We start from the raw sequence: 15,381 nt of genomic DNA, 5'->3' as shown, positions 1-15,381 counted from the left end.
CGGGAAGCGTCAACTCAGCGCGCCCGGCCTATCGGGAGAGGGTCTTTGAGCCGTAAGAGCTTCGATAAGCGGAAACTGCTTATCTCGACGAGCATCGTCAGCCTATTCATCGCCGCGCCAGTCATGGCCCAGCAGACTGCGGGCAGCCAGATGCCGCAGCCTGCGGATAGTCAGACGAGCCCGCCCAGTCCCGCTTCCCCATCCGAGGCCGCACCGGACGCCGAAAACGCGGACATCATCGTCACCGGGTTTCGTGCTGCGTTGAACAACGCACTGAACCAGAAGCGGAGCGAGACCGCCGCGATCGACAGCATCGTCGCGGAGGATATCGGCAAGTTCCCAGATTCGAATCTTGCGGAATCGATGCAGCGCATTCCCGGCGTAGCGCTCTCGCGCGGCGATGGCGGCGAGGGCCGGAACATCTCGGTCCGCGGCCTCGGCTCGCAATTCACGCGCGTTCGCATCAACGGCATGGAAGGCGTGTCACAGGTCAGCGGCAGCGATATCCGCGGCGGCGTCGCGACCGGTCGCTCGTTCGACTTCGTGACCTTCCCGACCGAGATCTTCTCGGCGCTTTCGGTCCGCAAGACGCTGTCGGCCGATGTCGAGGAAGGCTCGCTGGGTGCGACCGTTGACCTCCGCGCGCCAAAGCCGTTCGACCAGAAAAAGGATTTCGTCCTCACCGGTACCGCGCGCGGTATCTACAACGACATCAGCAAAAAGGCCGACCCGCGCCTGTCCGCGCTCGTCTCCAAGAAGTTCGGCGACACGTTCGGCATCCTTGGCAGCGTCGCCTATTCGAAGCGCCATATCGACGAATACGCCTATTCGGCGGTCGATGTCGTACCGACCACGGTCTATGGCCAGGCGCAGCCCGCCGGTACCGCGAACGCCGGCGTAATCTTCCCGTTCTGCACGCCGGTCGGCTACACGTATCGTGGGGCGGCAACGAACAGCCCCGTCGGCGGCTATACCCAGCCCAACGGCACGCCGATCGGCGCCGACGCCAACAATTGCAGCACCGGCAATCCGCGTACCGGCAATGCCGCGGCCTATGACTATATCATGAGCCGCACCGGGGTGAACGGTCGCCCGGGCGGCGGCGTCTATCTGCCGCGCCTGCCGCGGCCCGTGAAGAGCAGCCAGGATCAGGAACGTCTGGCCGGTACCTTGACGCTGCAATGGAAGCCCAGCGCCAATACCGACATATCGCTCGACGGCCTGTATTCGCGGTTCAAGGTCGACCGGCTCGACCGAATGTTCGACGCACGGTCGTTCGGGCGCGCGATCTCGAACAACGGCCAGCCCCTGACGTCCGTCCGCGAGATCGAGGTCGACGACAACGGGTCGCTGGTCCACGGGCTTTTCGACGGCGTCGATCTGCGGTCGGAGATGCAGCAGGAGAAGTTCACGTCGACCTATCGCCAGGTCAATCTGAACTTCGACCAGCGCTTCTCGGACACCGTTCGGGTTTATGGTCTGGCAGGCATCAACCAGTCGCGGCTCGATGTCGACCGCCTGCAGGTGGCGATCGATTCGAACGATACGCGGAATTTCTCGATCGACTTTCGTGACGATCCGAACATTCCGAAGATCGGTTACGGGATCGACACAACCAATCCCACGCTGTTCCAATACGGACCGCCGCTCGCGAACGGCGACCAGCGCGGACAGCTGTCGAATTTCATCCGGCGCAACACGATCACCAGCAAGACGTTCGAGTTGAATGGCGAATGGGAGGCGGCGCCGGGCTTCACGCTCCAGGTCGGCGGCCAGTACCGCACCAACAAATACACCGCGCGCGAGCGGCAGCTCGCGACCAACACCCCGCTCGCTTTGCCGGCCGGCGTGACGCTCGCGAGCCTGACCACCGTGACGAAGGGCGTCGGCAGCAATCTGGACGGCCTGCTGCAGGATTTCGTCTCGATCGATCCGGACAAGTTCCGCGATGCGGTCGGCCTCGACAGCTATGTCTATTGCAGCATCGAGTGCGCGAAGGGCACGTTTGGCGGGGTCTCCGAAAAATACGGCTCGGGCTATGGGATGGTAAAGTTCAACACCGCCGACTCCCTGCCCTTCGCGCTCCGAGGCGATGCCGGCGTCCGCTACGTCCATACCAGCATGGACACCTATGGTCCGATCACCTCGGCGGCACCCGCCGGGTCGCTCTACCCCTCGCGTTTCGTGATATCGCAGGTCGGCCGCAGCTATGATGATTGGCTGCCGTCGGCGAACCTCGCGCTGGACATCACGCCCGATCTGATCGCGCGCGGTTCGGTGGCGCGCGTCATGTCGCGACCAGCCTACGGCCAGCTGATTCCAGCAGGCTCGGCCAACCTCGTCATCCAGACCGCATCGTTCAGCAACCCCTTCCTCGAACCGATCCGCGCCAACACGTTCGACGCGGCGCTCGAATGGTATTTCGCCAAGGGCTCGCTGATTTCGGTCGCGTATTTCTACAAGAATATCGAAAGCTACATCCAGACAACGAGCCAGGCGGTTGCGTTCCAGGACATCGGCCTGCCGTTGACGCTGCTCAACGGTACGCAGCTTCGCCCGACCGACGTGTTCACGGTCCAGCGCAGCAACAATACCGAGGGCGGGCCGCTGCGCGGGTTCGAGGTGAACGTCCAGTTGCCCTTCACCTTCCTGCCCGGCGTGCTGCGTAATTTCGGCGCACTCGGCAACTTCACCCGCGTTCGTTCGAACATCAACTACGTCATATCGCCGACGCTTTCCCGCACGGCGCCGCTGGTCGGCCTGTCGCCGGAAACGGCAAGCGGGACGCTGTATTACGAAGACGACAAGTTCAGCATTCGCTCGACCGTAAACTACCGTGCCGCGTTCCTGACGGCGGTTCCCAGCGGCTCGGTCGACGCGGATTCGACATCGAACGCGAGTTCGATCTTTGTCGACGCGTCGGCCTCGTACAACTTCAACGAGCATATCAAGCTGATCGCCGAGGTATCGAACGTCACCAACGAAACCAATCGCCTGACCGTCGACACGGTGCGCAAGGATCCGCTGTACACCTCATATTTCGGTCGCACCTACGCTTTGGCCGTCAATTTCCAGTTCTGAAGACCTCCTCCCCATCGACATCGGCGTTCCCCTGCCGATGTCGACCTACTAAGGGTGCGGCGCACGGTGTTGCGGCGCACCCGATTTTGTCCGGGCGCAATCCAGCGGCGAATGGGTGACCTCGAGCAGCCATTTCGGCAATCGCATCCCTCCCGCCGCCCACCGATCCCCGCCTACAAAATGGCCTGACCACTTTATTGCATCTGGCCTAATAGGTTGGCGGTCGCTAAACGGGCATGAAACGAAGCGACACCATATGGTCTGCGCAATCGAGAGAGGATTCTAGGTGCCGATGATCGAGACGATGCGCTGGTTCGGACCCTCCGACCCGGTAACGTTGCGCGATATTCGCCAGGCCGGCGCAACCGGCATCGTCACGGCGCTGCACGAAATCGCGAACGGCGACGTCTGGCCGCAGGACGCGATCGCCGCGCGCCAAGCCGAGATCGAGGCGGCCGGGCTCGTCTGGTCGGTGGTCGAGAGCCTGCCGGTGCACGAAGCGATCAAGACCCGCAGCGCAGGCTGGGACGTGCTGATCGACAATTATCGACAAAGCCTGGCCAATCTGGCCGCATGCGGCATCCGCACGATCACCTATAACTTCATGCCGGTGATAGACTGGACGCGTACCGACCTTGCCTGGACGATGCCAGACGGCGCGCGGGCACTTCGCTTCGAACTCGAGGCGGCCGCGGTCTTCGACATCCACATTTTGCGGCGCGCGAGGGCCGAACAGGATTATTCTCCTGCGCTGGTCGAAAGCGCCGGGCGCCGGTTCGCCGCCATGGATTCGGACGCGCGTCGCCTGCTCGAGAAGACCATCATCGCGGGGCTTCCCGGCAGCGAAGAGACCTTCACCGCCGATCGCTTCCGCGACGCTTTGGCGCAGTATGACGCGATCGATGCCGAGGGCCTGCGTGCCAATCACATCGCGTTCCTGGAGGCGGTCTGCCCGCTTGCCGACGAACTCGACATGCGGCTGGTGGTGCATCCCGACGACCCGCCGTTCGCTTTGTTCGGCCTGCCGCGCGTGGTCAGTACCGAGGCCGACGTGACGACGCTTTTCGCGCGGGTGCCAAACCCTTCCAACGGACTGTGTTTCTGCGCCGGCTCGTTCGGCGCCCGTGCCGACAACGACCTGCCCGGGATGATCGAGCGGTTGGGCGACCGGATCGGATTCCTTCATCTGCGATCGGTCCAGCGCGAGCCGAATGGCGCCTTCCACGAGGCTGCGCATCTCGCCGGTGATGCCGACATGGTCGCGCTGGTCGCCGCCATTCATGCCCTGCAGACGCGCGAGGGACGCTCGATCCCGATGCGTCCCGATCACGGCCACCAGATGCTGGACGACCTCTCGAAACAGACGCTGCCCGGCTATTCGCTGCTCGGACGGATGCGCGGCCTTGCCGAACTGCGCGGTCTCGAGCGCGGGATCGCCTATAGCGCGGTACAGGCGTGAGCCGCCCGCTTCGCCTTTCGCCCGATCGACTGTTCTCCAGCGATCCGGACCAGCGGTCGATCGCGCGCGCGCTGTATGCAGAGATCGCCACGCTGCCGATCGTCTCGCCGCACGGCCATACCGATCCGCGCTGGTTCGCGACCAACGCGCCGTGGCGCGACGCGACCAGCCTGTTGCTGGCGCCCGACCATTATCTGTTCCGGATGCTCTACAGCCAGGGCATCGCGCTCGATCGGCTCGGGGTACCGTCACGGGAGGGCGTCCCCGAGACCGACGCGCGCGAAGCCTGGCGCACGCTCGCCAGCCATTATCATCTGTTTCGCGGCACACCGTCGCAGGCGTGGCTCGATCACGTCTTTGCCGAAGTGCTCGGGTTTGATGTGGCGCTGGATGGCTCGACGAGCGACCTGTATTTCGACGGCATCGCCGAACGGCTTGCGACCCCGGCGTTTCGCCCGCGTGCGCTGTTCGAACGGTTCGGGATCGAATTCCTGGCGACCACCGAGGGCGCCGACGATCCGCTCGACGCGCACCAGGCGATCCGCGACTCCGGCTGGACCGGCCGCGTCGTGACGACCTATCGTCCAGACGGCGTCTTCGACGTCGAGCACGAGGCGTTCCGGCCGACGATGGAGCGGTTCGCCGCGTTGACCGGGGAGGATGTCTGGAGCTGGCCCGGCTATCTCGCCGCGCACCGCAAGCGCCGCGCCGACTTCCGGGCGGCAGGGGCGACCGCGACCGATCACGGCCACCCGACTGCGCAGACCGCGAACCTCGATCCGGGCGCCGCCGCTGCTCTGTTCGCTCGCGTTATCGGCTCCGACCCGAGTCCTGTCGATGCCGAACTGTTCCGCGCGCAGATGCTGACCGAGATGGCGCGGATGTCGATCGAGGACGGGATGGTCATGCAGATCCATCCCGGCAGCGTGCGCAATCACAATGCCCGCCTGTTCGCCAGTCACGGACGCGACCGCGGCGCCGACATCCCCGCGCGCACCGATTTCGTACATGGCCTGCGTCCGATGCTCGACAAGGTCGGCAACGATCCGAACCTGACCATCATCCTCTTCACGCTCGACGAAACGACCTATGCGCGCGAACTGGCGCCACTCGCCGGCCATTATCCCTGCCTGCGTCTCGGCCCCGCCTGGTGGTTCCATGATTCCCCCGAAGGCATGCGCCGTTTCCGCGAGATGACGACCGAGACGGCGGGCTTCTACAATACGGTCGGATTCAACGACGACACGCGCGCCTTCCTGTCGATCCCCGCACGTCATGACGTCGCGCGGCGTGTCGACTGCGCGTTTCTCGCGCGCCTTGTCGCCGAGCACCGGCTGGCCGATTGGGAGGCGGCCGACCTCGCGCACGAGCTGACCGTCGGGCTCGCGCGCCGGGCCTACCGCGTGTGAGACTGTCCGCCGCCACGATCGACCGGCTACCGGAGCATGTCGTGCGGCCCGACTATGCCCGCCTGGGCCAGCGTATCGGCATCGGAACCTTCATGCGGACGCATCAAGAGGTCTTCACCGACCGCGCGATGGTGGCGAGCGACCGGGACCGGGACCGGAGCATCGTCGGCGCATCGCTGCGGTCCGCTGCCGTATGCGACACGCTGGCCCCGCAAGACGAGCTGTTCACGGTAACCGAAAACGACGCGGACGGCGCACGAACGGGGCTGAGCGGATCGGTCCGCGACGAGGCCCCCGTCCTGACTGAGCTCCTTGCCCAATGGGTGATCGAAGACGAGCTCGTGGGCCGCGGTCAACGCCGGGACACAGCGGGTACAGAGATCCTCGCCGACGTTGCGCCGTATGAGACGGCCAAGCTGCGCGTGCTCAACGGGGCGCGTTCTGCGCTCGCTTATCTCGGGCTCCAATTTGGCCTCAGCTACGTTCACGAGGCGATCGCCGATCTGGTAATCGGCCCGAGCGTGGAGCGGCTGATGCGCGATGAGGCGGCGGCAAGCGTCGATCCTGCGTCGGGGCAGGACCTGACCGCGTATGCCGACGCGTTGCTGGTCCGCTTCGCCAATCCGACGCCGCGCCATGCCTTGCGACAGATCGCCAGCGAGGGATCTCAGAAGATTTCGCAGCGCTGGCTGGCATCGCTCGAAGCCAATCGCGCGCGTGGCCGGACCTGTCCGGAAACGCTGTCGGCGCGGGCCGCGTCGATGCTGCATGGTCGCGGCGATGGCCGCGCCGTCGACCATCCGCGCGCGTCGGAACTGGCCGCGGCGTGGAACTCGGCGGGTCGCGACAGCATCGTCGATGCGGTGGTGGGCGAGCGCGGTCTGCTGGCCGGTACCCGGCGTCCGCGCCTGCGGGACCGCGCGATACTGGCCGAAAAACTGGCAGCATTCGACAGACGATAACAAGCGGGCAAACCGCGAGGGGAGAGCGACCGTGGACGGTTCAACACAGACGACGGATCCCGGCCAGCAAAGCGCCGGCGGCAATGTCCGCTGGGTTATCTGCGCGTTGCTGTTCTTCGCGACGACGATCAACTACATCGATCGGCAGGTCATCGGCATCCTCAAGCCCACGCTGCAGGGCGAACTGGGCTGGTCCGAGGTCGACTACGGCATGATCGTGTTCTGGTTCCAGGCGGCCTATGCGATCGGCCTGCTCGCTTGCGGACCGATCATCGACAAGATCGGGTCGAAGATGGGCTATGCCGCGGCGATCACGGTATGGAGCCTGGCCGCGCTGTTCCATGCGCTGGTCCGCAGCCCTGGCGGCTTTTCGATCGCCCGCTTCGCATTGGGGCTGGGAGAGGCTGCGAATTTCCCGGCCGCGATCAAGTCGGTCGCCGAATGGTTTCCGAAGAAGGAGCGCGCGCTCGCCGCCGGCATCCTGAACGCCGGCGCCAATGTCGGCGCGATCGCAACCCCGATCGTCGTACCGATCATCACGCTCGCTTACGGCTGGCGCGCGGCGTTCATCGTGACGGGCATGCTCGGGTTCGTCTGGCTCGCGGCGTGGCTGATCGTCTACCGCGCGCCCGAACATCACCCCCGGGTTTCGGCGCAGGAACTTGCCTATATCCGCGCCGATCAGGACAATGACGCAGGCACCGCGCCGATCCCGTGGCGCCGGCTGTTCCGCTACCGCGGCACCTGGGCCTTCGTCGTCGCGAAGTTCCTGACCGATCCGGTCTGGTACCTCTTCCTGTTCTGGCTGCCGGATTTCTTCGCCAAGCGCCACGGTCTTGACCTGAAGACCTTCGGCCCGCCGCTGATCGCGGTCTATCTGCTGGCGGACGTCGGCAGCATCGGCGGCGGCTGGTTGTCGTCGGCACTGATCAAGCGCGGGTACAGCGTCAATGCCGGCCGCAAGCTGGCGCTGCTCGCCTCTGCCATACTGGTACTGCCGATCATGCTCGCGAGCACCGTCTCCAGCCTATTCGCCGCGGTTGCGATCATCGGCGTCGCTGCGGCTGCGCATCAAGGCTGGTCGTCGAACCTGTACACGATGGTCTCCGACACCTTTCCCAAGAGTTCGGTCGCGTCCGTCATGGGGATCGGCGGCGCCGCGGGCGCGGTCGGCGGGATGATCATGGCGCGTTATGTCGGGCACGTGCTCGAAACGGTCGGCACCTACGTCCCGGTGTTCATCTGGGCCGGCATCGCCTATTTCGTCGCGCTCGCCATCGTCCATCTTCTGCTGCCGAACCTGGAAGATGCCAAACCGAACTGACGTTTTGCAGGAGCCGATGACGATCGCCTCGGCGTCGGTTCGTACCATTCCTACGTGTTTCGAGGATCACCGCGCATGATCGTGCAGTCCGTTCTTCTTGTCCTTGCAGCACCGCAGGCGGCGGTCGCGCCCCCCGCGACAGCCGAACATGTCGCCATCCAGGCGGCGGACATCGATCGCAGCGCAGCCTTCTATCATGAGGCGTTCGGGTTGAGGATCATCCCGACGCCGCTCAAGAACCGCCGATGGCTCGACCTCGGCAATGGTCTGGCGCTGCACATCCTCGACGGCCGCACCGCGCCGAAACCCTCGAACCGGAACGAGCATCTGGCGCTGCATGTCGACAATCTCGCCACCACAACCGCCTGGTTGGACCGCCATGGTCACGTCTGGACCGATCTGGCGGGCAGGCCGCGCACAATGCAGGTCCGGTTCGACGGCGTCCGCCAGATCTTTGCGCAGGATCCCGATGGCTATTGGCTAGAAATCGGGGACTCCCGTGGCGCTGTGACAAGATGACTTGAACGCGAGCGTATCTGAAGTTTGCCCCGCTTAGCGGGACAGCACGAAGAACGTGGACTTCGATACTTTGGCCTATCGCCAGCCCGCATCGTCCCTTGCGGGGTAATCGACGCCGAGAACAGCCCGTTCGGATTCAAGATGATCGGCGCGGCCGCGGTATAAATCCGCACCGGCCAGTATTCCGACGATACTGAGCGCCATGTCGCCATCTGACTCCGATTACGGCCTTGTAAGCAGGCATGCTTCAAGGCTGGCGATAGGGGACCAGCGCATTGTAAACTTTGGCTTTCCCTCGTCCGAGCTAGCGCATGGCAACTTGCGTCGCCAGCCCGCGCGGGGTGATCGTCATCACGCCGTCCTCGATCGTGACGCGCCCCAGCCGTGCGATCTCGGGCTGTCCGAGCAGCGTATAGGGGATGCCGGGCTGGCCGATGCGCATCGTCATACGGCCCAGGCTCTGCCCGCCGATCTCGACCGATGCAACGCGCGCGACGCCGACCCGCGTGTAGCCGCCGATGCCGACCGCCACCTCCTCGCGCTGCACGGCACGGTCGGCACCGGTCTCGCGCGCGTCTTGCGTCGAGAGGATGCTGTAAGCCGCACCGGTGTCGATGATGGCACGGATGGGTACGCCGTTGATGGTCATCGCCGCGACGAAGTGCCCGTCCCAAGGATCGCGTTTGATGTGCAGGACGCGCGGCGTCCCGAGGGCGACCGGATCGTCGAGGTCGGCCGGATCGATCTCGATGCGTGGTACGGGCGGCGGTACGGGCGGCGGCGCGTACGCCACGACGGCGACCGTTGCGCGCTGCGGCTCGATGCAGGTGACGATCGTGCGCGACAGCACGTGACCGTCGCCGTCCTCGTCCGTGGTTTCCGTGGTGGTGATCGCCGCCATGCCAGGCGTCGCCTCGCCGCCCTGCCATGCGGCGTCGACGATGCGCGTCCGTCCATCGACCGTGGTGACGGTCCGCACGGTGTTTGCGGGAACGTCCTGCACCTGTCCCCCGATCTCGACGCGGACCTGGGCGGCGGCGGGTGTCGCGGAGAGGGCGGATACAAGGGCGATCGCGATTGCCGCTGCGTGGACGGTTGGTCTGGTGGCCATCGCCTCCCTCGTTTTTCGTCTAGGGACGTTCGTCCCTTAAGATCAGCGACATTGTAGAGTCCGTTCGTTTACATCCGGTTAGCGTGCCCGGCGGGGGCGTGACGCGTCTCGTGTCGATGCACAGGTCAACCGGCGACAGCCATCGGCTCCGTCCGCCCTGCAGCAGCGTCCGGTCCGGCGGACCAAGATGAGTGTCATTGACCGGGATCGGCGTCAGGGCCGACCCGATACCCGGCCCTTCGCCGCGGTTTCCGGTTCCCAAATTTCAGCCATCCATGCATGTCGGAGCAGATAGATAACCGAGACGCGGCCCCGCCCCTGCCTGCCTGATTACTGAGCCCGAATTACGAAACGCGGATTTGCGACGGGTGCGAGGCGTCGGTCATTGATCGCCGGCTGGCCTGTATCATCCGGCCAAATGATAGTCCGGCAAGTCGATAGCATCAGCCTCCGGCGATAGCAGAGGGCAGAGCAGCGTCTTGATTCCGGTACACTCGCCATTCCGAGGACGGCTTGCCCAATGGCGATGCCAAGCCGCGAAGGGGGCGAAGCAAGCCTGCGCGCAAACTTTGGAACGCTCTGCAGAGCGATCATCGCGATCGGTGTGGGCAGCGATCCGCGTGTGGGCGATAACGCGCCGCTCGATCAAATCAGGGCCGCGTTTGCTCGGGTCACCGGCCAAGATCACGGTGCGGATGCCGGCTCCGCCCGAAGTTCCCGCGCCACCTCTCGCCGTTGCCGCGCGGTGACGTCGGCCGGCGGCTACCGCCGACATAGTCAGCGCCGGCTCATCACTTCGCGTCCAGAAAGGTGCGGACCGCCGCGACGGTGGCATTGGGCTGCTCCTCCATCAGCCAATGGCCGGAATCTTTGATCACGCATTCCTGCACGTTGTCGGCGGCGAAGCGCATGACCACCGCCATCGTCGGACCAAACGAATGATCGCCACCGACCGCCAGCACCGGCATCGTCAGCTTTCCATCGGCGAGGAATGCCTGGTTGTCCTTCGCATCCTGGTCGAACGCCTTGAACTGCTCGAACCCCGAATGCATCGTCCCGGGGCGAGCGTAGAGCGCCGCATAATGTCGACGAGAAGCGTCGCTGAACCTGGCGGGTGTAGCCGAAAACTCGTTCCAGAAACGATCAAGATAGATCCGTTCGCGCCCCGCCACCAAGCGTTCCATGTCAGGACCACCGAAGCGGAAATGCCAGAGCAGCGGGTTCTTGAGGATGTCCTCCCAGGGGCCGATCCCGGGGACCGGTGCATCCATCAACACGAAGCGCCGGACGCGGTCGCGGTTCTCCGCGGCAAAGGCATATCCGACCATGTTGCCGATATCGTGCGTGACAAGGTCGACCTTGCCTACCTTGAGCGCGTCCAGCACGCCAGCAATGTCATGCCCCTGCGTCTTCTTGTCGTAGCCACCGGCGGGGTGTGCGGACAACCCCAGCCCGCGCAGGTCCGGCACGATGACCTTATGGTCACGTGCAAGGTTGGCGGCGAGCGGTGCCCACATATCTCCGGTCTCGCCGTAGCCATGCAGAAGCACGACGGCGGGCCCCTTGCCGCCGACCCGGACGTGAATTGTCGTTCCGTTCGCCAAGATGTCGCGGTCCATGAACGACGTTGGGAAAGGCTGAACCTGCGCGAGCGCGGGCGTGACCAGGACCAGTCCCAATATCAGCAGCATCAAACGAAGCATTGCCCCCCCCTTGTCCGTCTGTCTCAGCCCTCGACAACAGGATGGGCGCGATGCATCGTTCCAGGTAGCTGACGATCACCGAAACTGCTTTTCGGAAAACCGAACGATGATGAAGCTTGATGGGATCGCAGCGTTCGTCGCCACGGTGGAAGCCGGATCGATCAGCGAAGCGGCACGGCGTCTCGGATGGTCGAAGTCCGTCGTCAGCGAGCGCCTAGCCGAGCTGGAACGGACGCTGGGCACTCGCCTGGTGCAACGCACCACACGGAAGCTTTCGCTGACGCAGGACGGGGGTAACCTACTACCGCGCGCGCGTCGGATCCTTGCCGAAGTCGACGAGGCCGCTGCCGAAATCGTCGAACGTCGCGGCAGCCTAGCCGGGCCGCTCCGCATTTCAGCTCCCGTCAGCTTCGGCGTCCTGCACCTCGGACGGGTAATCTATGCCTTCCTCGCGGAGCACCCGGAATTGGAACTATCGCTCGAACTGGATGACCGCTTCGTAGACCCCGCAGCGGACGGGTTCGATGCCGTGATCCGACACGGTCCGGTCGAAGACAGTCGATTGGTCGCCAAGCGACTGGCGGTCACGCGCCGTACCCTTGTCGCGTCGCCGAGTTACCTTGAGCGTGCGGGGACGCCGAAATCCATCGAAGATCTCCAGCGCCATAGCGGCATTCTGTACAGCAATCGCGATACGGACTGGCGCTTTGCCAGTGCCGACGGCTGGAGGGTGGTGAAGCCAAGGACGTGTATGCGCGTCAACAACGGGATCATCATGCGCGACGCTGCTTTGGCCGGTCATGGCATTACGCTCCTGCCGACCTTCCTCACCTATAGTGAGATCGCGTCCGGATCGCTGAGACACATCGACATCGATATGGAGGCCGAAGGCGCCGAATTATACGTCTGCTACCCTTTGGCACGAACCCCGTCTGCGAAGGTATTGGCGCTCGTCGACAGCCTGAGAACGGCCTTCGGAAACCCGCCATACTGGGACTCGGCCTGCTGACAGATTGACCCAAGCGGTCATGCACATTCTCTGTGGCTGACAGCCGCGTGCGCGAGCGGCAGCGGCTACTCAGGCTGAACGCTCGTCACCAAACCCAAAGTCGTTTGAGCCTTCCTCCGACGCAAATCGGCGGGCCAATTTGGCTAGCTGACTGGTGAAGCCCTTCTGCTGCATGACGGTAGTGACTGCATCGTGCATCTGGCTCAGCGTCACGACCATCCGCACGCGGCCACCTTCAAGGGGGAAAAAGGCGACGGCTATCGTGCTGTCATATGGTGCGATGCCGGGAAAGAAATCGACGACCTGAGTGAGCACCAGCCGGTTTTGCGGCTCGAACACGTCGAACGTGCCTCGACACGGCTGCACGGTCGGCGCGTTCATCCCTTCCATGGCGGCGATTGCCTCGGGCGTATCGGCGACCATATCGTACTCCAGCGCGCCGCCGGTGCGCGCTTCGATGACGTGAACGTCGGCACGAAACTGCTCGGGTCCCCACCATGATTCGAAGCCCTCCTTGGTCGTCCAGAGGGACCATAGTTCATGAGCATCGGCCGTGATGGCGAGATTAGCTGCCATGAAGTGAGACAATCAAGCCAACTCCTAATAGGGATGTCGAACCAGCCAACGCCAAAATACCGAGCATGCCCCTGCCGGGGTTACTTCGGCGGAAATCTGCGGCAAGTTTCCAAGCGCAGTAGACCGCGTTCCAAGTCAGCAAGACCCCGATGCAGACCGTTAAAATGCCCATACGCCTGGCATTACGCGTTGTCGGCAATGTCCGCAACTGGACGGAACTTCTCGGCGGCACGGGATGGCAAGACTTACTTGCAGTCACTCAAGTCACGTTCCCTGAAACCAGCCGTTCATTCACAATCATACGGCAAGTGCCATACGCTGCCCGACCATGTCACCGCTTCGCCAAGCTGTTAGTCAGCCCCAGCTTGATCGGCAGATAGCTGCCTTGCGCACAGGCCCGCGGGACGCCAGGTCTGGATCAATGTCGTCGGGGACTGACCGGAATCGTGCAGGATCAGAGCGAAGCCCTGCCGGGTGACCTTCCCGATCGCCATGAGCAGCATAGGCGGACCGGCTCTGATGATCAGGCTGTTGCCCGGCCCGCGCCCCGTTTGCATGCCGCCGGGGGTCTCGAGACACGTATCGCCCGTGACCGCATAGAACGCTTCTGGCCCGGAATGAACATGCAACGGTGCCGTGGTACCCGGCGTGAAGATCGAGCGTAGATATTCCGCGGTGTAATCTGTAGCCGGCGTGATCGGCAGCGGACCAATCTTGGAGACATGCTCACCGCTCGCCGACTTCCACCCCGCCCCTGCAAGCGTGAAAAGCCATGTCGACTTGAATGCTTCCACCACGGTGCTCGTGGGCAAGCCGGCTCTTTCGGCAAGTTCCTTCGATGGGAAGCGATCGATGTGCCAATAGACCTTGCCGTCGGGTAACTGCGGCATCTGCTTTCGAGCAAGCAGGCAGGCCGGTCCCACCCCCTCGACGGGCCCGCACTGACGCGTGGTTGCCTGCCCCGCCGCCAAAGACGGTGATAAGCCCATAGCAAGGACTGTCAGACAGATGAGTTGCGTTCGCATCGCTGATGTTCCTCCAACCGCGGCAAGGACGCGAGCTTTCTACATGGATCAAAGCCGGATCGGAGGTCCGACGCGCTCCATGCCATAGGATCGCAATAATGCGGCGTCCTTCTCCTTGGAATAGCCCCCCGGACTGAACCCCAACTGCTCCCAGGCATTGAAAAACGCCTCCATTTTTCCCGCCGGCGCGTAACTCAGTAACAGGCGCCCGACCGTAGTGCCGACGAATGCCCAAGCGTGTGGAATACCACGCGGACCTAGAACGCAGTCCCCCGCCTTCAGCGGAAACTGCCTGTCGCCCACTTGGATCAGATACTCGCCCTCCAAGGCGTAAAAAAGCTCGTCTTCGCCGTGGTGGACGTGCAGCGGCGGTCCGCCGCGTCGCTGGTTCGCCTGTTCAATGACGAACAAGTCACCCTTCGTTTCACTCGTCACGACCTTGTAGGTGGTTTCGCTGACACCGATCTGCCGCGTCCTTCCTTCTCGATCGCTGCCGGCCGTAACGGCGGTAATCGGTGGGCCAGCAGGCGGCGCCATCTTCGAACCTGTCTCAGACGGAAAAGATATTCCCGACGCGAAAGCCGTGCCACGCGCTGCCTCTGATGCGGTGGTGCCTATAAGTACGGCGAACGGAAGTCCCAAGATCGAGCGCCGGTCCATACATCCTCCAATAATCGATGGATCAGATGATTACGCAGCACGAATAAAGACGATCAAGACTTCGGCTTGTCAAGCACACAGATCATCAGGATTTTAGAATTCGAGGTTGCAAACGGCCAGTTACGCGACAACGATCCAGCACTTCCAAAGTCGATTTGCCGACACTCGACCGGCAATCGGTCTTTCCGGTGTGGATTACATTCCTCAATTGCTGCTATTCATCCATGCCTGCTGCCTCGGGCAACCAGTGTTAGCCGCGAGCGCCTGACTGGCCGATCAGCGAAGAGGCGTAGCCCACTCCCCTGTTTCAATCAGCATGCGGCGCACATTTTCCGGCCAGACCTGTTCGTCAGTTATCTCAAGGTCGACTTGCCGCCACCAAAGGTGAACGAGCATCACCATGCGCTCCGTCTTGGTCCAGTTGGCGTTGGACACGGTCCGCTGATCGACTCGAACGACGAACATCGCTCTTCGGCCTCGACCGACTCGCCTGTCGGCAAGGTGAAGGATGCAAACCGTTGGGCGAGATATTCGAGGCAGCAA

General features: G+C 63.6%; 12 protein-coding genes. 7 read left to right on the top strand and 5 right to left on the bottom strand.

Going from position 1 to position 15,381, the window contains the following annotated elements:
* Nucleotides 1-45: 45 nt before the first annotated feature.
* From SJY41_RS18500 to SJY41_RS18475, 6 genes are all read left to right on the top strand, one after another.
* The gene (locus tag SJY41_RS18500; RefSeq protein WP_380783680.1) at nt 46-3,081 is read left to right on the top strand and encodes a TonB-dependent receptor; all 3,036 of its coding nucleotides are present in this window, start codon (nt 46-48) and stop codon (nt 3,079-3,081) included.
* Nucleotides 3,082-3,373: 292 nt separating this feature from the next.
* Complete coding sequence (gene uxuA / locus SJY41_RS18495) at nt 3,374-4,540, top strand: mannonate dehydratase (RefSeq protein WP_380784188.1); 1,167 nt, start codon at nt 3,374-3,376, stop codon at nt 4,538-4,540.
* Nucleotides 4,537-5,949, top strand: coding sequence for a glucuronate isomerase (gene uxaC, locus SJY41_RS18490; RefSeq protein WP_380783679.1), 1,413 nt, complete (start codon nt 4,537-4,539; stop codon nt 5,947-5,949). Before uxuA ends, uxaC begins: the two co-directional genes overlap by 4 nt.
* A complete protein-coding gene (locus tag SJY41_RS18485) occupies nt 5,946-6,911 on the top strand; it encodes a hypothetical protein (protein WP_380783678.1) in 966 nt (321 codons plus the stop codon). The genes uxaC and SJY41_RS18485 overlap by 4 nt, the downstream gene beginning before the upstream one ends.
* A gap of 31 nt (nt 6,912-6,942) precedes the next feature.
* Nucleotides 6,943-8,235, top strand: a complete 1,293-nt coding sequence (locus SJY41_RS18480) for an MFS transporter (protein ID WP_380783677.1) — start codon at nt 6,943-6,945, stop codon at nt 8,233-8,235.
* Nucleotides 8,236-8,310: 75 nt separating this feature from the next.
* Nucleotides 8,311-8,754: a VOC family protein gene (locus SJY41_RS18475; protein WP_380783676.1), complete on the top strand. Its 444-nt coding sequence runs from the start codon at nt 8,311-8,313 to the stop codon at nt 8,752-8,754.
* Nucleotides 8,755-9,058: 304 nt separating this feature from the next.
* On the opposite strand, the gene SJY41_RS18470 is transcribed toward SJY41_RS18475, so the two are convergent.
* The gene (locus tag SJY41_RS18470) at nt 9,059-9,865 is read right to left on the bottom strand and encodes a TIGR02281 family clan AA aspartic protease (protein ID WP_380783675.1); all 807 of its coding nucleotides are present in this window, start codon (nt 9,863-9,865) and stop codon (nt 9,059-9,061) included.
* Nucleotides 9,866-10,656: 791 nt separating this feature from the next.
* Nucleotides 10,657-11,568 (bottom strand): alpha/beta fold hydrolase, encoded by a 912-nt coding sequence (locus SJY41_RS18465; RefSeq protein WP_380783674.1) that lies wholly within the window; start codon nt 11,566-11,568, stop codon nt 10,657-10,659.
* A 106-nt stretch (nt 11,569-11,674) separates the two neighbouring features.
* Between SJY41_RS18465 and SJY41_RS18460 the strand changes: the two genes are divergently transcribed.
* A complete protein-coding gene (locus SJY41_RS18460; RefSeq protein ID WP_380783672.1) occupies nt 11,675-12,577 on the top strand; it encodes a LysR family transcriptional regulator in 903 nt (300 codons plus the stop codon).
* Nucleotides 12,578-12,646: 69 nt separating this feature from the next.
* Here the strand turns inward: SJY41_RS18460 and SJY41_RS18455 are convergent, their stop codons facing one another.
* The 3 genes from SJY41_RS18455 to SJY41_RS18445 all read right to left on the bottom strand — a co-directional run bounded on the left by SJY41_RS18455 (nt 12,647) and on the right by SJY41_RS18445 (nt 14,838).
* Nucleotides 12,647-13,165 carry an SRPBCC domain-containing protein gene (locus SJY41_RS18455; protein WP_380783671.1) on the bottom strand — a complete coding sequence of 173 codons (519 nt, stop codon included), beginning with the start codon at nt 13,163-13,165 and terminating at the stop codon, nt 12,647-12,649.
* A gap of 338 nt (nt 13,166-13,503) precedes the next feature.
* Nucleotides 13,504-14,178, bottom strand: coding sequence for a hypothetical protein (locus SJY41_RS18450; protein ID WP_380783670.1), 675 nt, complete (start codon nt 14,176-14,178; stop codon nt 13,504-13,506).
* 48 nt (nt 14,179-14,226) lie between these two features.
* Nucleotides 14,227-14,838: a cupin domain-containing protein gene (locus SJY41_RS18445; protein WP_380783669.1), complete on the bottom strand. Its 612-nt coding sequence runs from the start codon at nt 14,836-14,838 to the stop codon at nt 14,227-14,229.
* Nucleotides 14,839-15,381 lie beyond the last annotated feature (543 nt).

Source organism: Sphingomonas sp. R86520 (assembly GCF_042466285.1).
Lineage (GTDB): Bacteria > Pseudomonadota > Alphaproteobacteria > Sphingomonadales > Sphingomonadaceae > Sphingomonas.
The sequence above is the reverse complement of the archived record's forward strand: the minus strand, read 5'-3'. Positions and strand labels throughout refer to the sequence as shown.